General features: G+C 59.4%; 31 protein-coding genes. 13 read left to right on the forward strand and 18 right to left on the reverse strand.

Annotation, left to right across the window (positions count from 1 at the left end):
* The first annotated feature begins 272 nt into the window (after positions 1 to 272).
* Positions 273 to 3,230, forward strand: a complete 2,958-nt coding sequence (locus AC5SEO_RS13425; RefSeq protein WP_174068306.1) for an Rne/Rng family ribonuclease — start codon at positions 273 to 275, stop codon at positions 3,228 to 3,230.
* Between the two features lie 206 nt (positions 3,231 to 3,436).
* Here the strand turns inward: AC5SEO_RS13425 and AC5SEO_RS13430 are convergent, their stop codons facing one another.
* The 3 genes from AC5SEO_RS13430 to AC5SEO_RS13440 all read right to left on the reverse strand — a co-directional run bounded on the left by AC5SEO_RS13430 (position 3,437) and on the right by AC5SEO_RS13440 (position 4,977).
* Complete coding sequence (locus AC5SEO_RS13430; RefSeq protein ID WP_065657968.1) at positions 3,437 to 4,141, reverse strand: SDR family oxidoreductase; 705 nt, start codon at positions 4,139 to 4,141, stop codon at positions 3,437 to 3,439.
* 147 nt (positions 4,142 to 4,288) lie between these two features.
* Entirely contained in the window at positions 4,289 to 4,654 is a 366-nt protein-coding gene (locus AC5SEO_RS13435; protein ID WP_111799028.1) for an antibiotic biosynthesis monooxygenase family protein, read from the reverse strand.
* Positions 4,651 to 4,977 (reverse strand): NIPSNAP family protein, encoded by a 327-nt coding sequence (locus AC5SEO_RS13440; RefSeq protein ID WP_111799027.1) that lies wholly within the window; start codon positions 4,975 to 4,977, stop codon positions 4,651 to 4,653. Before AC5SEO_RS13440 ends, AC5SEO_RS13435 begins: the two co-directional genes overlap by 4 nt.
* A 74-nt stretch (positions 4,978 to 5,051) precedes the next feature.
* Between AC5SEO_RS13440 and AC5SEO_RS13445 the strand changes: the two genes are divergently transcribed.
* Positions 5,052 to 5,735 (forward strand): ArsR/SmtB family transcription factor, encoded by a 684-nt coding sequence (locus AC5SEO_RS13445; protein WP_038490782.1) that lies wholly within the window; start codon positions 5,052 to 5,054, stop codon positions 5,733 to 5,735.
* 30 nt (positions 5,736 to 5,765) lie between these two features.
* Here AC5SEO_RS13445 and AC5SEO_RS13450 read toward each other — a convergent pair whose 3' ends face one another.
* Positions 5,766 to 6,923, reverse strand: a complete 1,158-nt coding sequence (locus tag AC5SEO_RS13450) for a pyridoxal phosphate-dependent aminotransferase (protein WP_041694532.1) — start codon at positions 6,921 to 6,923, stop codon at positions 5,766 to 5,768.
* 171 nt (positions 6,924 to 7,094) lie between these two features.
* Here AC5SEO_RS13450 and AC5SEO_RS13455 point away from each other — a divergent pair, with 171 nt between their 5' ends.
* The 5 genes from AC5SEO_RS13455 (at position 7,095) to aat (ending at position 10,914) form a co-directional block, all read left to right on the forward strand.
* On the forward strand, positions 7,095 to 7,862 hold the full coding sequence (locus AC5SEO_RS13455) for a DsbA family protein (RefSeq protein ID WP_003512760.1): 768 nt from the start codon (positions 7,095 to 7,097) through the stop codon (positions 7,860 to 7,862).
* A gap of 124 nt (positions 7,863 to 7,986) precedes the next feature.
* A complete protein-coding gene (aroQ, locus tag AC5SEO_RS13460) occupies positions 7,987 to 8,424 on the forward strand; it encodes a type II 3-dehydroquinate dehydratase (RefSeq protein WP_019565501.1) in 438 nt (145 codons plus the stop codon).
* Positions 8,425 to 8,449: 25 nt separating this feature from the next.
* The gene (gene accB, locus AC5SEO_RS13465) at positions 8,450 to 8,935 is read left to right on the forward strand and encodes an acetyl-CoA carboxylase biotin carboxyl carrier protein (RefSeq protein ID WP_003512759.1); all 486 of its coding nucleotides are present in this window, start codon (positions 8,450 to 8,452) and stop codon (positions 8,933 to 8,935) included.
* A gap of 12 nt (positions 8,936 to 8,947) precedes the next feature.
* The gene (gene accC / locus AC5SEO_RS13470) at positions 8,948 to 10,294 is read left to right on the forward strand and encodes an acetyl-CoA carboxylase biotin carboxylase subunit (RefSeq protein WP_097171841.1); all 1,347 of its coding nucleotides are present in this window, start codon (positions 8,948 to 8,950) and stop codon (positions 10,292 to 10,294) included.
* 5 nt (positions 10,295 to 10,299) lie between these two features.
* Positions 10,300 to 10,914, forward strand: coding sequence for a leucyl/phenylalanyl-tRNA--protein transferase (gene aat / locus AC5SEO_RS13475; RefSeq protein WP_174068305.1), 615 nt, complete (start codon positions 10,300 to 10,302; stop codon positions 10,912 to 10,914).
* A gap of 16 nt (positions 10,915 to 10,930) precedes the next feature.
* Here aat and AC5SEO_RS13480 read toward each other — a convergent pair whose 3' ends face one another.
* The 5 genes from AC5SEO_RS13480 to gatB form a co-directional block, all read right to left on the reverse strand.
* On the reverse strand, positions 10,931 to 11,368 hold the full coding sequence (locus AC5SEO_RS13480) for a DUF2155 domain-containing protein (protein ID WP_013635979.1): 438 nt from the start codon (positions 11,366 to 11,368) through the stop codon (positions 10,931 to 10,933).
* A gap of 146 nt (positions 11,369 to 11,514) precedes the next feature.
* Positions 11,515 to 11,913 carry an NADH:ubiquinone oxidoreductase subunit NDUFA12 gene (locus tag AC5SEO_RS13485; RefSeq protein ID WP_013635978.1) on the reverse strand — a complete coding sequence of 133 codons (399 nt, stop codon included), beginning with the start codon at positions 11,911 to 11,913 and terminating at the stop codon, positions 11,515 to 11,517.
* 109 nt (positions 11,914 to 12,022) lie between these two features.
* Positions 12,023 to 12,496 carry a GNAT family N-acetyltransferase gene (locus tag AC5SEO_RS13490; protein WP_174068304.1) on the reverse strand — a complete coding sequence of 158 codons (474 nt, stop codon included), beginning with the start codon at positions 12,494 to 12,496 and terminating at the stop codon, positions 12,023 to 12,025.
* Entirely contained in the window at positions 12,493 to 12,990 is a 498-nt protein-coding gene (locus tag AC5SEO_RS13495) for a GNAT family N-acetyltransferase (RefSeq protein ID WP_003512751.1), read from the reverse strand. The genes AC5SEO_RS13490 and AC5SEO_RS13495 overlap by 4 nt, the downstream gene beginning before the upstream one ends.
* A 159-nt stretch (positions 12,991 to 13,149) precedes the next feature.
* Positions 13,150 to 14,655, reverse strand: coding sequence for an Asp-tRNA(Asn)/Glu-tRNA(Gln) amidotransferase subunit GatB (gene gatB, locus AC5SEO_RS13500; RefSeq protein ID WP_065688244.1), 1,506 nt, complete (start codon positions 14,653 to 14,655; stop codon positions 13,150 to 13,152).
* A 151-nt stretch (positions 14,656 to 14,806) separates the two neighbouring features.
* Here gatB and AC5SEO_RS13505 point away from each other — a divergent pair, with 151 nt between their 5' ends.
* A complete protein-coding gene (locus AC5SEO_RS13505; protein ID WP_025593287.1) occupies positions 14,807 to 15,139 on the forward strand; it encodes a DUF1294 domain-containing protein in 333 nt (110 codons plus the stop codon).
* Here the strand turns inward: AC5SEO_RS13505 and AC5SEO_RS13510 are convergent.
* Positions 15,121 to 15,630: a GNAT family N-acetyltransferase gene (locus tag AC5SEO_RS13510; RefSeq protein WP_003512748.1), complete on the reverse strand. Its 510-nt coding sequence runs from the start codon at positions 15,628 to 15,630 to the stop codon at positions 15,121 to 15,123. The two genes, AC5SEO_RS13505 and AC5SEO_RS13510, sit on opposite strands and share 19 nt — an antisense overlap.
* 298 nt (positions 15,631 to 15,928) lie before the next feature.
* Between AC5SEO_RS13510 and AC5SEO_RS13515 the strand changes: the two genes are divergently transcribed.
* A complete protein-coding gene (locus AC5SEO_RS13515; RefSeq protein WP_003512746.1) occupies positions 15,929 to 16,186 on the forward strand; it encodes a YjhX family toxin in 258 nt (85 codons plus the stop codon).
* A 59-nt stretch (positions 16,187 to 16,245) separates the two neighbouring features.
* Here the strand turns inward: AC5SEO_RS13515 and gatA are convergent, their stop codons facing one another.
* From gatA to AC5SEO_RS13530, 3 genes are all read right to left on the reverse strand, one after another.
* Entirely contained in the window at positions 16,246 to 17,727 is a 1,482-nt protein-coding gene (gatA, locus tag AC5SEO_RS13520) for an Asp-tRNA(Asn)/Glu-tRNA(Gln) amidotransferase subunit GatA (RefSeq protein ID WP_003512742.1), read from the reverse strand.
* A 55-nt stretch (positions 17,728 to 17,782) separates the two neighbouring features.
* Positions 17,783 to 18,070, reverse strand: coding sequence for an Asp-tRNA(Asn)/Glu-tRNA(Gln) amidotransferase subunit GatC (gene gatC / locus AC5SEO_RS13525; protein ID WP_003512734.1), 288 nt, complete (start codon positions 18,068 to 18,070; stop codon positions 17,783 to 17,785).
* A gap of 125 nt (positions 18,071 to 18,195) precedes the next feature.
* Positions 18,196 to 18,900, reverse strand: coding sequence for a metal-dependent hydrolase (locus AC5SEO_RS13530; protein ID WP_003512733.1), 705 nt, complete (start codon positions 18,898 to 18,900; stop codon positions 18,196 to 18,198).
* A gap of 84 nt (positions 18,901 to 18,984) precedes the next feature.
* On the opposite strand from AC5SEO_RS13530, the gene AC5SEO_RS13535 reads away from it, so the two are divergent.
* Positions 18,985 to 19,287, forward strand: coding sequence for an alkylphosphonate utilization protein (locus tag AC5SEO_RS13535; protein ID WP_025593281.1), 303 nt, complete (start codon positions 18,985 to 18,987; stop codon positions 19,285 to 19,287).
* Positions 19,288 to 19,302: 15 nt separating this feature from the next.
* Positions 19,303 to 19,782, forward strand: coding sequence for a Holliday junction resolvase RuvX (ruvX, locus tag AC5SEO_RS13540; protein ID WP_003512731.1), 480 nt, complete (start codon positions 19,303 to 19,305; stop codon positions 19,780 to 19,782).
* Here the strand turns inward: ruvX and AC5SEO_RS13545 are convergent.
* From AC5SEO_RS13545 to AC5SEO_RS13565, 5 genes are all read right to left on the reverse strand, one after another.
* Positions 19,734 to 20,051: a DUF6105 family protein gene (locus tag AC5SEO_RS13545; protein WP_174068303.1), complete on the reverse strand. Its 318-nt coding sequence runs from the start codon at positions 20,049 to 20,051 to the stop codon at positions 19,734 to 19,736. The genes ruvX and AC5SEO_RS13545 overlap by 49 nt on opposite strands.
* On the reverse strand, positions 20,048 to 20,209 hold the full coding sequence (locus AC5SEO_RS13550; RefSeq protein WP_013635969.1) for a hypothetical protein: 162 nt from the start codon (positions 20,207 to 20,209) through the stop codon (positions 20,048 to 20,050). The genes AC5SEO_RS13545 and AC5SEO_RS13550 overlap by 4 nt, the downstream gene beginning before the upstream one ends.
* Before the next feature lie 258 nt (positions 20,210 to 20,467).
* A complete protein-coding gene (locus AC5SEO_RS13555; RefSeq protein WP_003512728.1) occupies positions 20,468 to 21,112 on the reverse strand; it encodes a TetR/AcrR family transcriptional regulator in 645 nt (214 codons plus the stop codon).
* 135 nt (positions 21,113 to 21,247) lie between these two features.
* Positions 21,248 to 21,859, reverse strand: a complete 612-nt coding sequence (locus AC5SEO_RS13560; RefSeq protein ID WP_111799020.1) for a GNAT family N-acetyltransferase — start codon at positions 21,857 to 21,859, stop codon at positions 21,248 to 21,250.
* 139 nt (positions 21,860 to 21,998) lie between these two features.
* Positions 21,999 to 23,651 (reverse strand): acyl-CoA dehydrogenase family protein, encoded by a 1,653-nt coding sequence (locus tag AC5SEO_RS13565; protein ID WP_025593276.1) that lies wholly within the window; start codon positions 23,649 to 23,651, stop codon positions 21,999 to 22,001.
* 129 nt (positions 23,652 to 23,780) lie between these two features.
* Here AC5SEO_RS13565 and AC5SEO_RS13570 point away from each other — a divergent pair, with 129 nt between their 5' ends.
* Both AC5SEO_RS13570 and AC5SEO_RS13575 read left to right on the forward strand, forming a co-directional pair.
* Complete coding sequence (locus AC5SEO_RS13570; RefSeq protein WP_003512724.1) at positions 23,781 to 24,722, forward strand: aspartate carbamoyltransferase catalytic subunit; 942 nt, start codon at positions 23,781 to 23,783, stop codon at positions 24,720 to 24,722.
* Positions 24,719 to 26,011 carry a dihydroorotase gene (locus AC5SEO_RS13575; protein WP_003512723.1) on the forward strand — a complete coding sequence of 431 codons (1,293 nt, stop codon included), beginning with the start codon at positions 24,719 to 24,721 and terminating at the stop codon, positions 26,009 to 26,011. The genes AC5SEO_RS13570 and AC5SEO_RS13575 overlap by 4 nt, the downstream gene beginning before the upstream one ends.
* Positions 26,012 to 26,021: the final 10 nt, after the last annotated feature.

The following is a 26,021-nucleotide window of genomic DNA, read 5'->3' on the forward strand; positions in this document are numbered from 1 at the left end:
ACCGCTGCTCTGAGGAGAGCAAATTCATCGGACCCCAAGGGGTCTATATATTATTGTCGTTCCGCCTGGCCAATGATGTCGCAGCAGTTTTCATATGAACCGGATACCAGGAGCAGGCCAAGCGCCTCGCCGTCGGTCCGGATGCTGCCAGTTTACAGAGGCCCGGCTGGAGACTTCATTTCCGGCACATCCTTGCACTCATATGAAAGGCTCGTCCGTGTGGCGGGCCTGTTCTCGTATAAAACAAGGCTGCGCCGAGGAGCACAGCTTACATGGCAGACAAAATGCTTATCGACGCCTCCCACGAAGAGGAGACACGCGTAGTCGTTGTCCGTGGGAACCGGATCGAGGAATTCGACTTCGAATCGGAACACAAGAAACAGATCCGCGGCAATATCTACCTTGCCAAGGTCACGAGGGTTGAGCCCTCCCTTCAGGCGGCCTTCGTCGATTACGGTGGAAATCGCCACGGGTTTCTCGCTTTTGCGGAAATCCACCCTGACTATTACCAGATCCCGCTCGCCGACCGTCAGGCGCTCCTCAAGGCGGAAGCCGAGGATCATCGCCGCAGCGACGACTTCGAATCGGCTGACGCCCCCGAGCCCGGCGCACCGGCTGTCGATCTATCGCAGGCGGACCAGCCGGATGTAGGCATCGTTGCCGTCAGCGAGACGACTGACGCCGTGGTCGTGGACGAAACCGTTGCCGCTGCCGCTGCCGAAGAGGTATCCGAAGATGTGACTGCTGTGGCCGTCGAGGCCGTTGCGGAAGAAGCACCGAAGAAGCGTACCCGCCGCCCCCGCGCCAAGAAGAAGGTAGCGGAAGAAGAAGCCGTTTCCGACACCACTGCTGAGGCCTCTTCCGAAGAAGACGGCAGCACGGGCGGCGAAATGGCTGCCATGGTCGATACAGATACGATTTCCGAGGAAGTCGAGGGTCTTCGCCGTGGGAATGACGATGATGACGACGACGATGATGACGATCATCACGAGAAGGAAGTGATTGAATCCGTCGGCGCCGAAGACGCCATGGAAGAGGTTCCCGATCGCGTTGCCCGCAAGCCGCGCAAGCAGTACCGCATTCAGGAAGTCATCAAGCGCCGCCAGATCCTTCTCGTGCAGGTTGCCAAGGAAGAACGCGGCAACAAGGGTGCCGCACTCACCACCTATCTGTCGCTTGCCGGCCGTTATTCCGTGCTGATGCCGAATACCGCACGCGGCGGTGGCATTTCCCGCAAGATCACCCAGCCGACCGACCGCAAGCGCCTGAAGGAAATCGCGCGCGATCTGGAAGTTCCGCAGGGCATGGGCGTCATTCTGCGTACCGCAGGCGCCAACCGCACCCGCGTCGAGATCAAGCGCGACTTCGAATATCTGATGCGCCTGTGGGAAAACGTCCGCACGCTGACATTGAACTCCACGGCCCCCTGCCTCGTTTACGAGGAAGGCTCGCTCATCAAGCGTTCGATCCGCGATCTCTACAACAAGGATATCAGCGAGATCATCGTTTCGGGCGAAGAGGGCTACCGTGAAGCAAAAGACTTCATGAAGATGCTGATGCCGAGCCACGCCAAGGTGGTTCAGCCTTACCGCGACATCCACCCGATCTTCTCGCGCTCAGGCATCGAAGCCCAGCTCGACCGCATGCTGCAGCCGCAGGTTACGCTGAAATCGGGCGGTTACCTCATCATCAACCAGACGGAAGCTCTGGTTGCCATCGACGTGAACTCCGGTCGTTCGACCCGCGAGCATTCCATCGAAGAAACGGCGCTGACGACCAATCTGGAAGCGGCGGAAGAAGTGGCTCGCCAGCTGCGTCTTCGCGACCTTGCCGGTCTTGTTGTCATCGACTTCATCGACATGGAAGAAAAGCGCAACAACCGCTCCGTCGAGAAGAAGCTCAAGGACTGCCTGAAAAACGACCGGGCGCGCATCCAGGTCGGCCGCATCTCGCATTTCGGTCTTCTGGAAATGTCGCGCCAGCGCATCCGCGCTTCGGTGCTGGAATCGACCACGCAGGTCTGCCAGCATTGCGGCGGCACGGGTCACGTTCGCTCCGAATCCTCCATCGCGCTGCACGTGCTGCGCGGCGTTGAGGAATATCTGCTGCGCAACACGACCCACAATATCACCGTGCGCTGCACGCCGGAAACGGCTCTCTATCTGCTCAACCACAAGCGCGGCACGATTGTCGATTATGAAGGCCGCTTCGGTGTGGCGATCATCATTGCGGCCGATGCCGGCGTCGGCGCGCAGCATTTCGCCATCGATCGTGGTGAAGCGGTTGAAAATCCGGTGAAGATCGAAAGCCTTATCCAGATGCTCCCGAGCTTCGTGGAAGAGGAAGACGATTTCGTTGTTGAGGTGGAAGAGGACGAGGAAGAGGAAGAAATCGTCAAGGCGCAGGCCAGCGAGCCGCGCCAGCAACAGCAGCAGGGCGACAATGGTGAAGACGGCAAGCGCAAACGCAAGCGTCGTCGTCGCCGTCGTGGCAAGGGCGGACAGAACGACCAGAACGGTGCAGTTGATGCGCAGGCTGGCGATGACACCGGCGCTGATGATGCGGACGACGAAGATGGCGTCGAAACCGATGAAGCCGCAGACGACGCCGATGAAAACGGTGTGAACGAAGCTGCAAGCTCTGATGAAGAAAGCAAGCGCAAGCGTCGCCGTCGTGGCAAGCGTGGCGGCCGTCGCAACCGTGCTGAAGACGAGGCTCTCGATGCCGCAGGCACTGAGTCCGGCGAAGAAGGCGAAACGGAAGGCGAAAGCGAAGAGGTTTCCGCCGCAGCATCCGTAACCGAAGAGCCTACCGCTGCCGAAGTGGTGGAAGGTGTGGTTGCCGACGTCGTGGAAGCGGAAGCCCCGAAGAAACCGCGCCGCACCCGCAAGGCGAAGGCCAAGACCGAAGACGTACCGCCGGCTGAGGCGGCACCGCAGGCTGAAGTCGCGGCCAAAACCGTTGAAACGGTCGAGCCGGTGATCGTCGAACCCGCAGTCGTTGTGGAAACCGTCGTCGATGTCGCCCTCGACGAAGTGGGTGAAGCCTCGGCCGATCTGGGTTCGGAAGCCGTAGCACCCGCGACGGAAGAAAAGGTTCGCGCGAACCGGGGCAGCAATGTCTCGAATTCGGAGCCGGTCGTGACCTCGTCGGGCACGCCCGCCAACCCTGACGGCGACGAGCCGAAGCCGCGCAAGGGCGGCTGGTGGCAGCGCAAAGGCTTCTTTTGATAGAAGACACTGAAACGAAAAACGCCCGCAACCATGTTGCGGGCGTTTTGCTTTGTTGGCGGATGTTAGGTTTATCTCATGCCGTAATCGATCCGGCATCCAGCCACGGCGCGTCTGCGCCGTGAAAGAAATCTCTCCCGATCAAGGACTTGACCGCGTTGGCAAAGGACCAAGTCCGGGGTGACGGAAGCCCGATATGCCAATCGTCAAACAGACCGTGTCAGACCACCATCGACGCGGATGTTCTGGCCGGTGATGTAACCCGCACCTTCCGAGGCGAGAAAGGCAACGGTTGCGGCTATCTCCTCGCTCGTTCCATAACGCTGCATCGGCACACCCTGGCGGCGCTCTTCCGTGGCTGGCAGGCTATCGATCCAACCGGGCAGAACATTGTTCATGCGCACATTGTCGGCCGCATAGGTATCGGAAAAAATCTTGCTGTAGGAAGCAAGGCCGGCGCGGAATACTGCAGAAGTCGGGAACATGCTGCTCGGCTCGAAAGCCCAGGCAGTCGAAATGTTGATGATCGACCCGGCTTTCTGTTTCACCATGAATGGAGCCACAATCCGTGTCGGGCGGATGACGTTCATCAGGTAGACATCGAGACCCGTGTGCCATTGCTCATCGGTGATATCGAGAATGGAGGCGCGCGGGCCATGGCCTGCACTGTTCACGAGAACGTCGATACGGCCGAATTTTTCGAGCGTCAGCTCCACCAGTCGATTGAGATCGTCGTTGGACTGGTTGGAGCCGGTGACGCCGATGCCGCCCAGTTCCTTCGCCAGCGCCTCTCCCTTGCCGGAGGACGACAGGATCGCGAGCTTGTAACCATCAGCGCTTAGACGTTTCGCCACGGCCGCCCCCATGCCGCTGCCGCCTGCCGTCACAATCGCCACTTTTTCTGCCGACATCGTTCTTCTCTCCATGTCCAATCGGGCGGACCGCCGCGTGGCAGCCCTTCTCCATCCATAACCCGCTCCATCTATAGCGGGTTTTGGCAGCGAGTTCGAACCAGAAAGCCTTGGACCGGCTTGAAGAAAAACTGATCTGAACGCCCGTCAACGCCGCACTTGATCATCCGCCGCATGGACCTGTCTGCTGTCCGTCGGGGCCTCCTCCCTCTCCTTCAAACCATAGTCCCGCATCACGGTGGCGATACGCAGGCGGTAATTGCAAAAGACGCCGGACCGTCCCAGCGACTGCGCTGCGCGATGCGACGTGGTGTTGCGCCATGCCTTCACCGCCTCCTCATCCCTGAAGAATGACAGCGAAAGCATCTTGTCGGGATTGCTGATGCTCTGAAAGCGTTCGACGGACAGGAAGCCGTCGATGGTTTCGAGCTCGGCGCGCAGGCTGGTGGCAATATCGAGATAATGCTGTTTTTCGCCCTCAGCCGGCCAGACCTCGAATATGACGGCGATCATCGTCCGGCTCCGCCGTGCGGCGCAGATGCCAGCCTCAGGAACAGCCTGTCCTCACGGCGGATGAATTGCTCGCGCCGGGCGAATTCATAATTTTCCCGCCCTGCCGGGTCGGCGGCAAGTCGCGCCCGGTAGGCTTCGTACGCGGCAAGGTTTTCGATGTTATAGACGCCGTAGGCAATAGTGCTCGATCCCTCTTTCGGCGCGTAATAGCCGATCAGATCGGCGCCGCAGCGCGGTATCGCCTCACCCCAGTTGCGGGCATATTGATCGAAAGAATCGACCTTGAAGGGGTCGATCTCGTAACGGATGAAACAGGTCAGCATCGGCAGTCTCCTCGTGTTCTGCCTTCCCTGTCTACGCCATTGCCTCACATCAATGCTTCGGCTATCATCGAACTATGAAAGACGGACCCTTGATCGCAAATGTCGCCGCCCTGATCGGCGACCCCGCCCGCGCCAACATATTGACGGCGCTGATGGACGGACGCGCGCTGACGGCAAGCGAGCTTGCCGAAGCCGCCGGCGTGACCCTGCAGACCGCCAGCGGGCATCTGTCAAAACTCTCCGACGCCCAATTGCTCAAAGCGGAAAAACAGGGGCGGCATCGCTATTTCCGGCTTTCCGACGCGGATGTGGCGCAGGTTCTTGAAGCGCTGATGGGACTTGCGCAGCGCACCGGGGCCGTGCGCGTGCGTACCGGACCAAAGGACACCGCGCTTCGCGAGGCGCGCATCTGTTACGATCATCTGGCCGGAGAAAGCGGCGTGGCACTGCTTTCGACTATCACCGCAAAAGGTCTCGTAACGTCAGGCGACGATCCCGCACTTACGGATAGCGGGCGGGATTTCTTCTCGAGCTTCGGCATTGATCTTTCGCCGCTGGAAAAGGCAAGGCGCCCGGTTTGCCTGCATTGCCTGGACTGGAGCGAACGTCGTCACCACCTCGGCGGCGGGCTCGGCGCATCGCTTCTTAAAGCCATGCAGCAGCGCGACTGGCTGCGGCAAGGAAACGGGCGCGTGCTGACCTTCACCACAAAGGGTGAAAAGGCCTTTGCCAGCACCTTCGGTTGTTCGCCCGCCTGATCCCCGCCAAAGGGGAGAAGAACCGAGGGCTTATTTCAGCCAACCAGCAATGCGCCCAACGGCCTCGGCAATATCCGACACCGAACCCGCATAGGAAATGCGCAGCGCCCTGTGGCCCTCCTCTGGATCGAAATCCATGCCGGGCGTCGCCGCCACGTCGATTTCCGCCAGCATGCGTTTGGCGAAATCCATGCTGTCATTGGAAAAGCGGCTGGTATCGACATAGGCGTAAAATGCGCCATCCATGGGAGACGCCAGCGGCAGGCCGATTTCCGGAAGGCGAGTCATCAGGAAATCGCGGTTGGTGCGGTAGCTTTCCCGGTAGACGTCCAGTTCCTCCGCCGCCGAAAAGGCTGCGGTTGCCGCCAGCTGGGATAGTTCCGGCGGTGAAATATACAGGCTCTGAGCAAGACATTCGACCGGACGGACGAGTTTTTCCGGCAGGACCATCCAGCCGATGCGCCAGCCGGTCATGCAATAATATTTCGAGAAGGAATTGATGACGACGGCATTGTCGGTGAGTTCGAGCGCGCTCGTTTCCTCGCCGACGAAAGTCAGGCCGTGGTAGATCTCGTCGGAAATGAAGGCGATATCCCGGCTTTCACAATAGTTTGCCAGCCGTTTCAGCGCTTCGCGGCCGGTGACCGTGCCAGTTGGGTTGGCCGGGCTTGCCAGGAGCACGCCCTTCAACTTGCAACCCGCCCTGGTTTCCGCCCGCTCGAGGCTGGCAGGCGTCAGCGTATAGCCGGTTTCCGCCGTTACCGGCACTTCCACGACATTGAGGCCAAGCGCTTTCAAGATATTGCGATAGGCGGGATAACCGGGCCTTGCGATCGCGACATGATCACCGGCATCGAAAAGGCTGAGGAAGGCGAGATTGAAAGCGGCAGAAGACCCGGTGGTGACGGCAATGCGCGCCGGATCGACGATAACCTGGTGGCGCAGCCGGTAGTGGCCGGCAATCGCTTCGCGCAATTCACGCAGGCCCAGCGCATCGGTATAGCCGATCCGTCCATGCTTCAGCGCCTCCTGCGCGGCCGCCAGAGAGGCTTTCGGTGCGGGATGGGAAGGCTGGCCGACCGCCATGGAAATGACGGGGCGTCCCGCCTGCCGTCGCCGGTTCGCCTCCGCCAGAATATCCATGGCGTGAAAGGGTTCGACTGCGCTCCGCTTCGACATCGTTATCAAGGGCATGCTCTTTCCTGAACCGTATTTCAGAGACTTGCCCCAGAATCACACGCTTCACAATCGTGCGACCATAATGCGGACAACTATTTTTGGCGTATGGCATTTGGCTTAAAGTAAGGTAATTGCATCATAACATTCATGAGGCATTGGCCGCACAGTATGAGGACCGATATGGCGCATCTTCTCCGTTCAACCCTTCTCGCCAGCGTAACGGCCCTTTCCATGGCTTTCGCTTCTCTGCCCGCCCATGCCCTCGATGACAAGCAGAAGAAGGAAATGGGCGAGTTCATCAAGCAATATCTGATCGAGAACCCCGAGATCATGCTCGAGGTTCAGGACGCGCTTGAACGCAAGCAATATGCGACCCGCAACGCCAAGGCGGCTGAAGCTGTGGCCGACAACCAGAAGACCATCTTCGAATCGAAATACGATCTGGCGCTCGGCAATCCGGACGGCGACGTCACACTGGTCGAGTTCTTCGATTACAATTGTGGTTATTGCAAACGCGCCATGGGCGACATGGACAATATTCTGAAGACGGACAAGAAAGTGCGCGTCGTGCTCAAGGAATTCCCGATCCTCGGGCCGGAATCGGTCGCAGCACATCGTGTCTCCAATGCCGTCAAGCTGCTTGCGCCTGCCAAATATCCCGAATTCCAGCGCGCCTTGCTGGGCGGCCGCGGACGGGCGAATGAAGACAGCGCCATGGAAGTCGCGACGTCGCTCGGTCTCAAGGAAGCCGACATCCGCAAATCGATGGCAGAAAATCCCAACGACGCGCAGGTGCAGGAAACCTACAAGCTCGCCAACAGCCTCGGCATAACAGGAACACCGTCCTATATCGTCGGCAACGAGGCTGTTTTCGGCGCTGTTGGTGCGGACCCGTTGAAGGAAAAAATCGCCAATATGCGCAGCTGCGGAAAAGCCACCTGCTCCTGATTCCGCAAAAAGCCGCTGCATTCCCTGTGGATGCCGGGCCTGCCGGCTGTTTACGGCTTTCGGGGGCTTTTCCTTGAAGGCTGCGCAGTCTATAGGTGTCGCTGATTTTCTTATGGAAACACGAATGGGCAACATCATCATCGTCATCAACGGCCCCAATCTCAACATGCTGGGAAAAAGGGAACCGGGTATCTATGGTGGCAAGACGCTGAAAGACATCGAGAATGATTGTCTTGCTGCTGGTGCAGATCTCGGGTTCGCTGTGGAATTCCGCCAGTCCAACCACGAAGGCGTGCTCGTGGACTGGTTGCATGAGGCGGGAGAGAGAGCGGCAGGTGTCGTCATCAATCCCGGCGCCTACAGCCACACCTCGATCGCGCTGCATGACGCCATTCGTGCGATTTCCACGCCCGTCGTGGAAGTGCATATTTCCAACATCCACGCGCGGGAAGAGTTCCGTCACAAATCGATGGTATCGCCCGCCGCGAAGGGCATGGTCTGCGGTTTCGGACCATATGGCTACATCATGGCGCTTCACGCGCTGAAGAACATCACGGCATAAAAAGAAACAAAGAATAGGGTTTGTCATGTCTGAAAAGAAACAGGGTATCGACAAGGAACTGATCCGCGAGCTCGCGAATATCCTCAACGATACCGACCTTTCGGAAATCGAAGTGGAGCAGGAAGACCTGCGCATCCGCGTTTCCCGCGCCGCTCCGCCCACCACGGTATATGCCGCAGCGCCCACCGGTTACGCAGCACCGGCGCCAGCCCCTGCAGCGGCGGCAGTTGCCGCTCCGGCAGCACCTGCGGTCGCCGCAGCACCTGCTCGCAACCCGGCCAATACCGTTACCTCGCCAATGGTCGGCACGGTTTACCTGTCGCCTGCTCCGGGCGCACGTCCGTTCGTCGAAGTGGGCGCGACCGTCAAGGAAGGCCAGACCATCCTCATCGTCGAAGCCATGAAGACCATGAACCAGATCCCGGCTCCGAAGTCCGGCAAGGTCGTGGAAATCGTCGTCAACGACTCACAGCCCGTGGAGTATGGTGAAGCTCTCGTGGTCATCGAATAAAGGCGGTTCAGCATGGTTTCGAAGATCCTCATAGCCAACCGCGGCGAGATTGCGCTGCGCGTCCTGCGCGCTGCCAAGGAGCTTGGCATTCCGACAGTCGCCGTGCATTCCACCGCAGACGCGGACGCCATGCATGTGCGCCTTGCCGACGAAAGCGTGTGCATCGGCCCGCCGCCTTCGCGTGACAGCTACCTCAATATCCACCAGATCGTTGCGGCCTGCGAAATCACCGGTGCGGACGCCGTTCACCCCGGTTACGGCTTCCTGTCGGAAAACGCCAAGTTCGCCGATATCCTCGACGCGCACGGCATTACCTTCATCGGACCGACCGCAGAGCATATCCGCCTCATGGGCGACAAGATCACCGCCAAGCAGACGGCGCAGGAACTCGGTATTCCCGTGGTTCCCGGCTCCGACGGTGAAGTGAAGCCCGAGAATGCGCTCGAAATCGCCCGGACGATCGGCTTCCCGGTCCTGATCAAGGCGACGGCAGGCGGCGGCGGTCGCGGCATGAAGGTGGCGAAGACGGAAGCGGATCTCGACGAGGCGGTCTCGACGGCCCGCTCCGAAGCGGCAGCTGCCTTCGGCAACGACGCCGTTTACATGGAAAAATACCTCGGCAAGCCGCGCCATATCGAAGTGCAGGTTTTCGGCGACGGGGAAGGCAACGCCATTCATCTTGGCGAACGCGATTGCTCGCTGCAGCGCCGTCACCAGAAGGTGCTGGAAGAGGCGAACTCCCCGGCCCTCACCGTTGAACAGCGTATGGAGATCGGCGAAATTTGTGCAAGCGCCATGCGCAAGCTGAAATATCGCGGTGCCGGCACCATCGAGTTCCTTTACGAAAACGGCGAGTTCTATTTCATTGAAATGAACACGCGTCTTCAGGTGGAACATCCAGTCACGGAAGCGATCACCGGCATGGACCTCGTGCAGGAACAGATCAGGGTTGCTTCGGGACAGGGCCTGTCGGTGACGCAGGCGGATATCGAATTCCATGGCCATGCCATCGAATGCCGTATCAATGCCGAGGACCCGCGCACATTCGTTCCCTCCCCCGGCACGCTGACCTATTTCCATACGCCGGGCGGCCTTGGCGTGCGCGTCGATTCGGGTGCCTATCAGGGCTACAAGATCCCGCCTTATTACGACAGCATGATCGGCAAGCTTATCGTTCACGGTCGCGACCGTGACGAATGCATCCGCCGTCTACGCCGGGCACTGGACGAGTTCGTCGTCGACGGTATCAAGACCACGCTCCCGCTTTTCCAGGATCTTCTTCAGAACGAAGATATCCTCAGCGGCAATTACGACATTCACTGGCTGGAAAAATACCTGGCCGGTGATGCGTCTCACTAAGAGATATGGTTGGGCGGCGCAGCAAAAATGACGGCATAACCGTCGATATATTGCTGCGCGCCTATTCCGCCGGCCTGTTTCCGATGGCCGATTCGGCTGACGATCCCGAGCTTTTCTGGGTCGAGCCGGAAATACGCGGAATCATTCCGCTCAACGATTTCCACATTTCCAAAAGCCTCGCCAAGGCGATGCGCAAGAAGCCGTTCGAGATACGCTTCAATACCGCTTTCGAAGCGGTGATGGCAGGATGTGCGGCTGAAGCGCCGGACAGGCCGAGCACCTGGATAAACGCCACAATTCGCAAACTCTACACCGAACTGCACCAGATCGGCCATGCCCATAGTGTCGAGGCGTGGGATGGCAAGGAACTTGTCGGCGGACTTTACGGCGTATCGCTTGGGGCCGCATTCTTCGGCGAGAGCATGTTTTCCCGGCGCACCAACGCCTCGAAAATTTGCCTCGTGCATCTGGTGGAGCGGCTGAGAGCAAGCGGTTTCGTGTTGCTCGACACTCAATTCACCACCGAGCATCTGAAGACATTCGGCGCGATCGACGTGCCGAAGCAGCAATATGCGAAAATGCTCGATCAGGCCGTCAACCAGCCAGACCTGCAATTCTAAAAATCATAACGTAACGTTATTTGCTTGCTGTTGAGGGAGCCGGAACTTCGGAGTCCTGCTTGCAGCCCGTCAGCCATACGTCGTAGATCGGGTGCTCGACGGCATTGAGGCCGGGGCTGTCGGCGAACATCCAGCCGGTGAAAATCCGCTTGATCTTGCGGTCGAGAGTGATTTCATCCACCTCGATGAAAGCATCGATCTTCTGGGCTTCCGTCTGGTCGCGCGAGTAACAGACCTTAGGAGTCACCTGGAGCGCGCCGAACTGAACCGTTTCGTCGATATAGACATCGAAAGACGTAATGCGGCCGGTGATCTTATCGATGCCGGAAAACACTGCAACGCGGTTTTCAAGACGGGCGGCGGAGACGGGCGATACGAGGATGACAGCAGAGACCGCTGCAAACAGCGAGACTGTCAGCGCACGCAAAGAACGATCCCGCGTGAATATCCTCATACGATATGTCTCCAAAAAAATTGCCTGTGTCGGGACGACGACCGGATCAACGCGTAAGGGCGGAATGTGGCAAAAACCGGTGAGGTCGGGTGCCAAGCGCGGCGTTTTGCACAACACCGCGCATCGCAATGCTCATTTTACCCTGCTCAGTTGCCGGGGGTCCAGGCGTCGTAGTCGCCGGTTACGCGTGGACGCTCGCCTGCGACCGCCAGCGATCCCTGTGGGCGATAGGCCTTGGATGTGCCGGTGAGGTTGGCCTGATGCGCCTTCTGCCATTCCCGCGGAACGTATGTTTCCTGGCTCGGCGGCACGTCGGTGCGGTAGTGCATCCAGCCATGCCAGCCGGGCGGAATGGCAGAAGCTTCGGCATAACCGTTATAGATCACCCAACGGCGCGGCATGCCCCAGGAGGTGGTGCCGCCTTCGTAATAGGTGTTGCCCAACTCGTCCTGTCCGACCTTCTTGCCGAAACGCCAGGTGTGAAACCGCGTTCCGATCGTCTGGCCGTTCCACCAGGTGAAGATTTGCGTCAGGAGAGTCTTCATTATGCGTTCCTCGGGCTTGAATGCGCCGCAGCGATTTTCCGTGCACGGCACAAGACAAGCTTATGCCGCCCCTCACGGCGATTGTCCAGTATTTCCCGATATATCCGCGCTATTTCAGCTTCATCCTGAAACCGAGATGCCGCTTTTCGAAACCCAACCGCTCGTAAAAGCGATGGGCATCGAGCCTCGCCACGTTGGAGGTGAGCTGCACGGCTTTCATGCCCTTGGCGCGCGCTTCATCAAGGCAATAGTTGATCATGACTGCGCCGATGCCACGGCCGCGCATGTCGGGCCGCGTCTGCACCGCTTCAATCACCATGGATTTGGCGCCGCGCCCGATAAGCTTGGTCAGGATGGCCGTCTGGAAAGTGCCGACGATCTCGCCGTCCAGTTCCGCCACGTAAAGCGTCTCGGTGGGGGACGCCTCGATATCCCGGAAGGCCGCGAGATAGTCCGGCAGCGCCGATTCGTCGGCCGTATCGCCGTGGCCTCCGATTTCGTCAGCGGCATAGATGGCCGCGAGTGCGGGAACATCCTCTTGCCGTGCCGCGCGGATTATCAGCGTATCTAATGTCGCATTCATCGTTTCAGGCTCTTTTCCATGACGATACCGGGAAAACCATCGATACCCGCCATGCGCTCGATTCGGTCAACCTCGGTAAATCCGACGCCTTCATAAAAGGCTATTGCGACAGTATTTTTGGGCTCCACTTCCAGACGCATGATTTCCGCATCCGGAAAGCAGGTTTCAAGCTCGGCGAAGAGATCGCGGCCGACGCCCTGACGCTGGAATTCAGGTCCAACATAAAGCTGGTGCAACAGGGCTGTCTTGCTCATCTTCGCAGACATGGAAGCATAAGCCATACCGCCGATCTGCCGGCCATTGTCGGCCACCAGAAATTCGCCGCCCTTTTTCTCGATGCGGTCCTTCATGGCCTGTGGCGAATGCCATGCGGCAATCAGCTCCTTCACCTTGTCTGCGCCGTAGATCGCGTCGTAGGTCGCATGCCAGGTGGTAGCCAGAAGCGCCCGGACCGGCTCGATATCGCGCTGGCTTGCCGTGCGTATGAAAAACATGATGTTTGCTCCGTCTCGAAACAGAAATGCCGGGCGTGATCCCGGCATAAATCAATGTCAGTCCCAGTGCTCGACGTCATCCTCGGGCTTATGCCGAGAATGACGGATGAGAACTTGCTACTTCAATGCCTTTGTACAGGCACGGGAAGCAGCGTCCGCTTACTCGTCCTCGATGCCGAGCTTGGCCTTCACCAGCGCCTGCACGGCCTGCGGGTTGGCCTTGCCGCCCGTCGCCTTCATGACCTGGCCGACGAACCAGCCGGCAAGCGCCGGCTTCGCCTTCACCTTCTCGACCTGATCTGGGTTGGCGGCGATGATCTCGTCCACGGCCTTTTCGATGGCGCCGGTATCCGTCACCTGCTTCATGCCGCGCGTCTCGACGATTTCGGCCGGGTTGCCGCCCTCGTTCCAGACGATTTCGAACACATCCTTGGCGATCTTGCCGGAAATGGTCTCGGACTTGATGAGATCGATAATGCCGCCCAGCTGTTCGGGAGAAACCGGCGTCGTCTCGATGTCCTTGCCTGATTTGTTCAGCGCACCGAGAAGATCGTTGATGACCCAGTTGGCGGCGGCCTTCGGGTCGCGGCCGGCAGCAACCGACTCGTAATAATCGGCGATCGCCTTTTCCGAAACGAGGATCGAGGCGTCGTAGACCGACAGGCCAAGATCGGCGACGAAACGGGCCTTCTTGTCATCAGGCAGTTCCGGCAGATCGACCTTCAGCGCCTCGACGAAAGCATCGTCGAATTCAAGCGGCAGCAGGTCTGGATCAGGGAAATAGCGATAGTCATGCGCGTCTTCCTTGGAGCGCATGGAACGCGTCTCACCCTTGCCGGGATCGAACAGGCGAGTTTCCTGATCGATGACACCGCCGTCTTCGAGAATGGCGATCTGGCGGCGCGCCTCATATTCGATGGCCTGGCCGACGAAGCGGATGGAGTTGACGTTCTTGATCTCGCAGCGCGTGCCGAAACCTTCGCCGGGACGGCGCACGGAGACGTTGACGTCGGCGCGCATCGAGCCTTCGTCCATGTTGCCGTCGCAGGTGCCGAGATAACGCACGATGGACCGCAGCTTGGTGAGATAGGCCTTTGCCTCATCTGACGAGCGCATGTCGGGCTTGGAGACGATTTCCATCAGCGCCACGCCCGAACGGTTCAGGTCCACGAAGGACATGGTCGGGTGCTGGTCGTGCATGGACTTGCCGGCGTCCTGCTCCAGATGCAGGCGCTCGATGCCGATCTCGATGTCCTCGAAATTGCCCTGACGATCCGGACCGAGCGAAATCGTGATGATGCCCTCACCGACGATCGGGTCCTTGAACTGCGAAATCTGGTAGCCCTGCGGCAAATCCGGATAGAAGTAGTTTTTGCGGTCGAAGATCGAACGGTTGTTGATCTTGGCCTTCAGGCCGAGACCGGTGCGCACCGCCTGCTTGACGCATTCCTCGTTGATGACGGGAAGCATGCCGGGCATGGCGGCGTCCACCAGCGACACGTTGGAGTTCGGCGCATTGCCGAAAGTCGTCGAAGCGCCGGAAAACAGCTTGGAATTGGAGAGAACCTGCGCATGCACCTCCAGGCCGATCACGATTTCCCAATCGCCGGTGGCGCCGGGAATGAAGCGTTTCGGGTCGGGGGTGCGCACGTCTACAAGGGTCATATGAAGCTCACGATATACGGGTTCTTTGGCCTTGGTGGGTAGAACAAATGGAGCGCGGGCGCAAGACATCTTGCACCCTGTCGCGCCAGGCACCGGATTTTCGCCGGAACCGGATACGCGTTTTTTACGGTTCTCAGTTTCAATTCACGTCATGACCATGATCGCTCTCTGCTTCATGACCTATATGGCCTTCAATCTTTTCGTCTTTCTTGTCTATTGGTGGGACAAGGAGGCGGCGAGAAAGGGTGGCTGGCGCATTCGGGAAAGTACTCTGTTATTGCTTGCTTTTATTGGCGGCAGCTTGGGCGCAGTCTCGGCTCAACAACTGCTGCGCCACAAAACCCGCAAGGAACCCTTCCGCAGCATCCTGATATCCATCGTAATTTTACAGGTGGGCCTTGTCGCGTCCCTCGCCATCATGCCGGACTGGCCGATACGGCTTGTAACCGGTCTGCAGACGCTCTCTCAGAACCCCGGCCCATAAAGGCCGCTCTCGACCTCGACCAGCTGCTTTTGCAGGCCGACGGATTGCACGTCGCGATCAAGCTTCGGCGCATAGGAGACGGAGAGCCAGTGGACGCTGTAACCGTGATGACGGAAAAAGGCGACCGCCGGTTCGTTCTGCGCATGGGTTTCAAGCCGGATGGTTTCGAAATCACGTTGCAATATCTGCCGTTCGATATCCGCAAGCAGGAGGCTGCCTATACCCCTGCGCTGAAAATCCGGATCGATCCAGAAATCGGAAATCGCCTCGTTGAAATGTTCCCGTGCCGCCCATCCGGCAACCGCGCCGCCGAACTCGGCCACGCGGATGGCAAGCCAGGACGAGCGGGTGAAATTGGAAAAGGCACTGGCTGCGTTATCGTAAAGCGTCGCGGTAATGCCGAGCGCGGTTGTGGCCTGCCGCCATGCCCTGAGGCCGATGGCTGCCAGAACCTCCGCTTCCTGCTCCTGCGCATTGCGAATGACGATCAAGCCGCGCCCTCCATGGCCCAACGAAGTAAAGCACCGGCGGTGCGATTCGGCCAGTGCGGTTTCCACACCGCCCTGCCCGCCCGGTCGGGTGATGCCCGTGGGACTTGACCGCGCAGGTCTCCCCCGCTAACCAAAAAGAGCAAACAAGGAGCTTTTATGTTCGCTCAATCGGAGTCCCGCTAACGGCCCTGCCCGCAAGTTTCTTGCGCGCCGGGCCATTATGAAACCGACCTGGATGCCTTAACGGCACCCGGACTTGTTTTCATGCGTCTAGAAGACGCCGACCGGATTTCCGACAATGGACATTTCCCGCGCCGAACAGCGCATTCTTCACCTGCTCGCCCAGGGCGGCAGCATCGAACTCGTTCGAGACGATCATCACAAAATCGAAAAACTCGCGCTCTATACGCGCGACGGCTGGATTTTCAGCGGCCTCGATCTCCTCACCTTCCGCAAACTGAAACGGAAGAGAGCCATCGCCTCGTCAGGCGGCAAGCCTTACCGCATCACGACGCGTGGCTTGGAACTCGTACGGGGTGAGCTGGACAATCGATAAAAACAAACGGGCGGCACTTGATGCCGCCCGTGACAATTATAGAGCTTTTGTTCAGCCGCTTACCACCACTTGGCGGGGGTGAACTTGCCGGCAGCCTGCTCGATGGCATGCGCCGTCTTGAAGAGCGTCTCTTCTTCGAAAGGCTTGCCGATGAGCTGCAAGCCGAGCGGCAGGCCCTTGCCGTCCAGGCCGGCAGGCACCGAGAGGCCGGGAAGACCGGCCATGTTGACCGTGATGGTGAAGACGTCCTGGAGGTACATCTTGACGGGATCGGAAGCGAGTTCCTCATCGCCGACAGCGAAGGCGGAAGACGGTGTAATCGGCGCCAGAATGGCGTCGACGCCCTCATGGAAGACGTTTTCGAAATCGCGCTTGATCAGCGTGCGGACCTTTTGCGCCTTCAGGTAATAGGCGTCGTAATAACCGGCTGAAAGCACGTAGGTGCCGACCATGATACGGCGCTGCACTTCCTTGCCGAAACCGGCTGCACGGCTCTTCTCGTACATGTCGGCAATGTCCTTGCCGTCGACGCGCAGGCCGTAACGTACGCCGTCATAACGAGCGAGGTTGGACGAAGCTTCCGCGGGCGCGACGATGTAATAGGCAGGAAGCGCGTATTTGGTGTGCGGCAGCGAGATATCGACCACTTCGGCACCGGCATCGCGCAGCCATTCGACGCCCTTTGCCCAGAGCTTTTCGATTTCTTCCGGCATGCCATCGACGCGATATTCCCTGGGGATACCGATCTTCAGGCCCTTGAGCGACTGGCCGATGGCCTTTTCGTAATCCGGCACCGGCAGGTCGACGGAGGTCGTATCCTTTGCGTCAACGCTCGCCATCGTCTTCAACAGGATAGCGGCGTCGCGCACGTCACGTGCGATCGGGCCGGCCTGATCGAGCGAGGAAGCATAAGCAACGATGCCGTAACGCGAGCAACGGCCATAAGTAGGCTTGATGCCGACGGTGCCGGTAAAGGCCGCTGGCTGGCGGATGGAGCCGCCGGTGTCGGTTGCCGTGGCGCCGGCGCACAGATGCGCGGCAACGGCTGCGGCCGAACCGCCGGAGGAGCCACCGGGCACGAGCTTCTGCTCTGAGCCATTGGCGCGCCAGGGGTTGATGGCCGGACCGTACCAGGAGCTTTCGTTGGACGAGCCCATGGCGAACTCGTCCATGTTGAGCTTGCCGAGCATGACGGCGCCCTGGTCCCAAAGGTTCTGGGTGACGGTCGATTCGTATTTCGGCTTGAAGCCATCGAGAACATGCGAACACGCCTGCGTGTGCACGTCACGGGTGGCGAAAAGGTCTTTCACGCCAAGCGGAACGCCTTCCAGCTCGCCCGCCGCGCCTGCGGCGATGCGGCCATCGGAGGCTTTCGCCATGTCGCGCGCTTTTTCAGGCGTCAAGGCAACATAGGCGTTCAGCGCGCCGTTGGCGGCGTCGATGGCGGCAATATAGGCGTCGGTCAGCTCGAGGGCGGAAAACTCTTTCGCCTTGAGCTTTTCGCGGGCTTCGGCAATGGTCAGGCTCGTCAGGTCGGTCATGGTCGGCAACGGCTTTCGAAATCTTGAAAAAATCGGGCGGCAAACGGCGGTCGGATTACTCGACCACTTTCGGAACCATGAAGAAGTCCCGGTCTGTAGCAGGCGCATTGGCGACGATGTCTTCCGCCTTGTTGCCGTCGGTGACGACGTCGGCACGCTTTTTCATATCCACGGGGGTAACGGAGGTCATCGGCTCGACGCCGTCAACATTCACTTCCGAAAGCTGCTCCACGAAACCGAGTATGCCGTTCAACTGGCCAAGCATATTTTGTGCTTCGTCTTCAGTAACAGCGATACGGGCAAGGCGCGCAACGCGCTTTACGGTGGCTAGATCGACGGACATGGTTCTACTCCGGTCAGAATTTTCCTAACCGCTATAATCACCATGTCCGCCATTCGCAACGGTAGAAAGCATGTCGCGTAAAACTGTGTAGCGGTTTTGCTGTAGCGACATGCGTCAGCAAAATGTCAGAAGGACAGTATTTCACCCGGCTTCGGCGTGTGGACGCGCGCATCCGAGCCTTCCATGCCGGCCACGAACTTCTCCGGCGTCTGGTCAACGATCGGGAAGGAACCGTAGTGGCAGGGAATGACGTTGGCGAATTTGAAAAAGCGCTGGCAGGCGAGTGCAGCCACCGCACCACCCATGGTGAAGCGGTCGCCGATTGGCACGAGACCGATATCCGGCTGGTGCAATTCGTTGATGAGCTTCATGTCGGAGAAAATATCCGTATCGCCCATATGATAGACGGCCGGACCGTCTTCGAAATGCAGCATCAGTCCATTGGCGTTGCCGAGTGAATGGGAAACGCCATCCTCGGTGATCTGAGCGGACGAATGCAGCGCATTGGTGAAGGTTACGGAAAAACCGTCGAAATGTACCGTGCCGCCGGTATTACCCATATCGACCTTCGCCACGCCCTTGGTGGAAAGCCAGGCGGCGAGATCGGCATTGGCAAGCACTGTCGCGCCCGTTTCGCGAGCAAGCTGGACGGTATCCCCCACATGATCGCCGTGGCCGTGGGTCAGGAGAATATGGGTGATGCCTTCAGCCGCGCTTTTCGCATCCTGTCCGGCAAAACCGGGATTGCCGGTGAAAAACGGATCGATAAGGATCTTCGCGCTGCCGTTTTCAAGGCGGAAGGCGGAATGGCCGAGCCAGGTGATTTTCATGGGAAGTTCTCCTTTGTATTGCCCGTATATTATGACATAGGACGGCTTGAACAACCGCACTACCGATATTTCAGAGAGGCGACAATGGCCGCGGATAATGACGATTACGTGTATGACGAGGCGACCGGCGAATGGCGGCCTGCGTCCGAGCTGGCCGCAGAAGCTTCGCGCGCGAACGAAGTGCGCGATGCGGCAGGCAACGTGCTTGCGGATGGTGACCAGGTAACGCTGATCAAGGATCTGAAGGTCAAAGGCACCAATACGGTCATCAAGCAGGGCACTGTCATCAAATCGATCCGCCTGACCGGAAATCCGGAAGAAATCGATTGCAGGCACGAGACGGTCAAGGGTCTGGTGCTGCGCACCGAATTCGTCCGCAAAAGATAAGGGACAGCGTACGACATGGCGATACTTACCATCGAGGAGCTCGCGGAAACGCTTCAGCCGGCACAGGCGATTGCGGGCCTCGACCTTGGGACGAAAACCATCGGACTTGCCATGTCGGACCTGTCGCGGCGCTTCGCCACGCCGCGCCCCGTCATCAAACGGGTCAAATTCACTCGGGATGCCGAGGTGCTGCTGGCCTTTGCCGAAAAGGAAAAAGTATCCGCTTTCATCATCGGCCTGCCCATAAACATGGATGGATCGGCCGGACCACGCGCGCAGGCAACACGCGCGTTCGTTCGTACCATGGGGGAGAAAACCGCCCTGCCCTTCATTTTCTGGGATGAACGGCTTTCAACGGTCGCCGCCGAACGTGTGCTTCTGGAAATGGATGTCTCACGCGCCAAACGGGCCGAACGCATCGATTCGGCAGCCGCAAGCTTCATTCTTCAGGGCGCGCTGGACAGGCTTTCGGCACTCGCCCGCGCAACGGGCTGACGTCCCTGCCACCAATTGGCAATCTGTTTTCGCTTGCGGAAAGCAAGGATCGCAAAAACGATCAGGCTGTCGACCGCTATGGCGCGCGCGACCAGCGGCGGCAGGCTTTCCGGCGGCAGGCCGAGGATATTGCCGTAAATCTGGAATACCAGATCATGCGTCTGGCGCGTCAGCATGAAGAAGCCGAGGCTCAAGTCGTAATAGGATAGCCAGTACCAGCTGCCGAGCAATGCAACGGGACCGGCCCAGAGGATCAAAAACCACTTCATGCAGTCTGCTCCCGCGTGAAAATCGTATCGGGAATGCCAGCAAGCACCGCCCAGCGCACCAGAGCCATCAGGCAAAGGTTAAACGCTGGCGCGTCAATATCCAACGGCAGCATAGCAAAAAACGTCATCATGACGCCCAAAGCTGTCCAGCGGCTCACTTGCGGCTCCCTTATACGCAGTCATTGCGCATGGTTAACATTGTGTTAATTCACACTGGACCGGTAGCCATGGCTAAGCAAATGAAAGCTGTCGGTATGGTTAACGATGGCGGGTCCGGCTGTGGAAAACACCCCTCACGAAGCCAACGGCATGCGATGCCGCAAGGTTGCCGGACCGTTGAAAACATGGTTGATTTTTCGTCAAATAACGGCCGATTTTGTTAAGGCGACCGTCTCGCCCGGCTCGTTACGCCGCGCTCAGCCGTAAACGCCGCGCACCAGTCTTTTGACGGCGGTCGCAATCTTGTCCCAGTCCTTGTCCGACTTCAACGGCACGCCGGCGAACTGGCCGCTGGTGGCGGCGGAAATCACGAGATGCTGGATGGCGGCGAACAACACGGCATTGACGGCTGCGGTATCTACGCCCTTGGGTGCTGCCAGCGATCCGCGCATGCGCTCCAGCCATTTGCCGAGCGATTTGGCACGGGCTTCGGCAAGCTGCCTGACCTGCGGCGAGCCATCCGACACTTCCCAGGCAATGATCTTGCAGACGAGAGGATCGCTGCGCAGCGCATCCATGAAATAAAGCGCCAGCTTTTCCATGAGATCGCCATAGGTCAACAGGAACATGCCACCGGTATCTTCAGGAATACGGTCCTTTACCCAGGATCCGAGATCCTCACCGATCGCCTCGATCAACCCTTCCAGACCGCCGAAATAACGGTAGATCAGCTGCTTGTCGCATCCGGCGCGGCGGGCAACGGCATTGATGCCAAAACCCTGAAAGCCCTCTTCGGCCAGAAGCGACCGGGCCGCCTCAAAAATCGCCTTTTCGGTCGCAGCGCGATCCTTGATGCGCTTTTCCGGCTTGTCGGCTGAAATCACCTCTGCGGTCGCCAGCATACTTCCCTACCCGTCTTTTAAAAGGCCTGACCCAACGGGTTAACAAAGCATGAAGACGAGGACAATGCAGCGCAGCGGCTGGGGAGAAGGTTCCTGTGGATGAATGAAGATCGAGGACCCGTACCCCGCAAATAATCACTCCAGCGCCATTCCAAACCACACGGTGCCTGGTGTGTCGTGGGTTTCGAGACGTTTGAAGCCGCGGGTTTCCCAAAAGCGAATACCCGCCTGGTTGCGCTCGCTGGCGCCGAGGTGGATGCCATAGACGTTGTTTTGTCTCGCCATATCGAGCCAGCGCGACAAAAGCCGCGTGCCGCCGCCCTTGCCCTGTGTGCGTGGCAGAAGGTTCAGGTGGATATGGGCCGGAAACGGATCGGTCAGCCAGGTTGGCGTGTGGCGCGGGTGGTGGATGAAATGTGCACGGCGCTGATCGGCGTCCCATGTTTGCTGGTCGCCAACGGGGTCGGGATAAAGGGCGCGCAGATGCGGCCACCACTCGCGCTCCAGCCGCTCATCATGCAAGGCGGTATCGAGCGCGCCGGCGATGTAACCGCAGACACCCTCTTCGTCTTCCGCCACAAAAACGGCATCGGGCCACAGATGCAGATAAGGCACGGAATAGATATGCCCCACCATGCGGCCATCGCGATAAAGCGGGGTGGCATCCCGCCCGGCATCGCCGGTGGCAAGACTGATGGCGTAGAGCGCCTCTTCATCTTCAGGACGGGCGGAGCGGAAGGTCAGCATCTTCTATCGCCCTCCATCTCCATGCGCGCGCACGCGCCCGACGACTGAAAGACAGAAATACGCCCCACGCCAACGCCTTTTCTCAAATCCGATACCCCTCCCACAGGGACTGCAACAACAGCCTTCCACCCTTTATCGGTCAGGACGCGGGCGGATACAATAAATCGATTATATAATTCGGATCAAAGCGAGAATCGAGCATGCCGTAAGTATGTCGCCAACCACCCGCCAGACGGGTTTCGAGGAAGGCGTCTGCGATCTTGCCGGCACCGAGCCGGCAAAGCTCGGCGGCAGCGGCAGCAAGTGCGAATTGCTCCACCAGCAGGCGGGCAGCACCCTCATCGCGTTCGGCAAGCGCGATTGCGGCGCGCAGTACATCAGTGGTCTTTTTGCCGGCGGGTCCGAGATCGCGCTCCAGCGTCTGGAAAACGAGATCGAACAGATCCTTGCCACGCTGAAGAACACGCAGCACATCCAGCGCCATGACGTTGCCGGAGCCTTCCCAGATGGCATTGACCGGCGCTTCGCGGTAGTGGCGGGCAATCGGCCGTTCTTCCACATATCCGTTGCCGCCAAGGCACTCCATCGCCTCGTAAATCAACGCCGGCGCGATCTTGCAGCACCAGTATTTCACAATCGGCGTCATCACCCGCGCATAGGCCGCCTCGGCGGCATTGTTGCGGGCGGCATCGAATGCCGATGCCAGCCGGAAGGAAAGTGCCGTCGCGGCTGCGACATCCAGCGCCATATCGGCGAGAACGCGCGTCATGATCGGCTGGCTGACCAGCGTCTTGCCGAAGACGGAACGGCCGCGTGCGAAATGCACGGCTTCGGCGAGCGAAGCGCGCATCATGCCTGATGATGCCAGCGCGCAGTCGAGCCGCGTCAGCGTCACCATGTCGAGAATGGTGCGCACACCGCTGCCCGGTTCACCCAAAAGATAACCGAAAGCATCGGTGAACTCGACTTCGGCGGAGGCGTTGGAGCGGTTGCCGAGCTTGTCCTTCAGGCGCTGGAAGTGCAGGCCGTTCGCGGAACCGTCTTCCAGATAACGCGGCACCAGGAAACAGCCCATGCCGTCGCCCATCTGCGCCAGCATGACGAAACCGTCGCTCATCGGCGCGGACAAGAACCATTTGTGGCCGGACAGGCGATAGATGCCCTCGCCCACCCGCTCCGCCGTGCTGCGGTTGGCGCGCACATCCGTGCCGCCCTGTTTTTCCGTCATGCCCATGCCGACGGTGACGGCGGTTTTCTGCAAGGCCGGCTTCTGCGAGGAATCATATTTCCGCGACAGTATCTTCGGCACCCATTCCTTCTGCACACGCGACGAGGTCATGATGGCGGCAACGGAGGCGCTGGTCATGGTCAAGGGGCACAGATGCCCGGCCTCGAGCTGCGAGGTCAGATAAAATTTGGTGGCGCGCGCCTTGTGTTCATTGCCGCGCGTCTCAGCCGCATTTTCCCAGACGCTGGAATGAAGACCCGATGACATGGAACGGCGCATCAGTGCGTGCCATGCGGGATGGAACTCAACCTGATCGAGACGTTCCCCGCGCGGGCCATGCGTGTGCAGCTGCGGCACGCCCTGATTGGCCATGCGCGCCAGTTCCTGCGCTTCGTGCGAGGTGACGTAACGGCCGAGCTGGTCGAACTCGTCCCTCAGATTGCGTGACAGGCCGGATGTGAGGTCGACGATCAGCGGATCGGAACGATAGGCATTGATACCGGACCATAGGCTAGGCTGGTTTAGTTCGGCGAGCGATTCTTCTGTCCGGTTCATGCCTGTCATTCGCATCCTTCTATCGGGATTCGTGCTTTATTGCGTGTATATGCCAAAACCCGGCTTATCGCATGCTTGCCCGCAAAGCCACCTGTCTTTATAGACCCGTTGACTATTGCGACCCGGAGGACAATTTCCATGGTCTATTTTCCCCACCGCCATCTCCTCGGCATAAAGGGGCTTTCCCATCAGGATATAACCCTGCTTCTCGACAAGGCCGACGAAGCGGTGAAAATCAGCCGTCAGCGCGAGAAAAAAACCTCGACGCTTCGGGGCCTCACGCAGATCAACCTGTTCTTCGAAGCTTCGACCCGGACACAATCCTCCTTCGAACTTGCCGGAAAACGTCTTGGCGCCGATGTGATGAACATGTCGGTCAGCAATTCCTCGGTGAAGAAGGGCGAAACGCTGATCGACACGGCGATGACGCTGAACGCCATGCGCCCCGATGTGCTGATCGTGCGTCACTCCTCGGCCGGTGCCGCAGCCCTTCTCGCGCAGAAGGTTGCCTGCTCCGTGGTCAATGCCGGCGACGGCCAGCATGAACACCCGACGCAGGCCCTTCTCGACGCGCTGACCATTCGCCGCGCCAAGGGTGATCTTTCGGGAATAACGGTGGCGATCTGCGGCGACGTACTGCATTCGCGCGTTGCCCGCTCCAACATCATCCTGCTCAACCAGATGGGCGCGCGCGTGCGCGTCGTGGCTCCCGCGACGCTTCTTCCCTCCGGTATCCGCGACATGAGCGTCGAGGTCTTCCATGACATGAAGGAAGGCCTGAAGAACGCCGATGTGGTGATGATGCTGCGCCTGCAGCGCGAGCGCATGTCCGGCTCCTTCGTGCCTTCGGTGCGCGAATATTTCCACTATTACGGTCTCGATGCCGAAAAGTTGAAGGCAGCGAAAGAAGATGCGCTGGTCATGCATCCCGGCCCGATGAACCGTGGCGTGGAAATCTCATCCGAAGTGGCTGATGGTCCGCAGAGCGTCATCGAAAGCCAGGTGGAAATGGGGGTTGCCGTGCGCATGGCTGTCATGGAAACCCTGCTTGTCTCGCAAAATCAGGGTGAGCGCGTATGAGTGCCGTGACCGTTCTCAAAAACCTTCGCATCGTTGATCCCTCCCGCAATCTGGACGAGGTGGGCAGCATCGTCATCGGTGCCGATGGCACGATCCTCGCCTCCGGCGGGCAGGCACACAACCAGGGTGTGCCCGAGGGTGCGACGGTTCGCGACTGCAAGGGGCTGCTGGCCGTTCCCGGTCTGGTGGATGCCCGCGTCTTTGTCGGTGAGCCGGGTGGCGAACACCGTGAAACGATCGAATCCGCTTCGCGCGCGGCAGCGGCCGGCGGCGTCACCAGCATCATCGTCATGCCGGACACCGACCCCGTTATCGACGACATTGCGCTGGTCGAATATGTAAAAAAGGCGGCACGCGACAAGGCGCTCGTCAATGTGCATCCCGCCGCAGCCCTGACCAAGGGCCTCAACGGCGAGGAAATGACCGAGATCGGCATGCTGAAGGAAGCCGGTGCGGTTGCCTTCACCAATGGCCGCAGGGCGCTTTCCGACACGCTGGTGCTGCGCCGCGCCATGACCTATGCGCGCGAATTGGGTGCGGTGATTGCACTTGAGACCCGCGACAAATATATCGGCGGCGGCGACATGAACGAGGGGCTTTTCGCAAGCTGGCTCGGTCTGTCCGGAATCCCCAAGGAAGCCGAGATCATTCCGCTGGAGCGCGACCTGCGCATTGCCGGTCTGACGCAAGCGATCTATCACGCCGCCAAGATTTCCGTGCCGGAGTCGGCAGAAGCGATCCGTCTTGCCCGGCAGCGGGGCGTCAAGGCGACCTGCGGCATCTCGATCAACCATCTGACGCTGAACGAGAACGATATCGGCGAATACCGTACCTTCTTCAAGCTCTCACCTCCCTTGCGCGCCGAAGACGACCGCAAGGCCATGGTCGAGGCGCTGAAGGATGGCACGATCGACATCATCGTTTCCTCGCACGACCCGCAGGACGTGGACACCAAGCGCCTGCCCTTTTCGGATGCGGCAAGCGGTGCGGTGGGGCTGGAAACCATGCTGGCGGCGGCGCTTCGCCTTCACCATAGCGGCGAGGTTCCGCTGATGCGGCTGATCGATGCGCTTTCCACCCGCCCGGCGAAAATCTTCGGACTGGATGCGGGAACGCTTAATGCCGGCGCGAAGGCTGATATCACGCTGATCGACCTGGACGAGCCTTGGCTGGTTGCGAGAGATCAACTGGTGTCGAAATCCAAGAATACGCCGTTTGAGGATGCCCGTTTCAGCGGCCGCGCTGTCGCCACTTATGTGGCTGGCAAAGCGGTTCATTCCTTGGCATAAGATCACGGGC

This window comes from Agrobacterium sp. K11 (assembly GCF_059429395.1).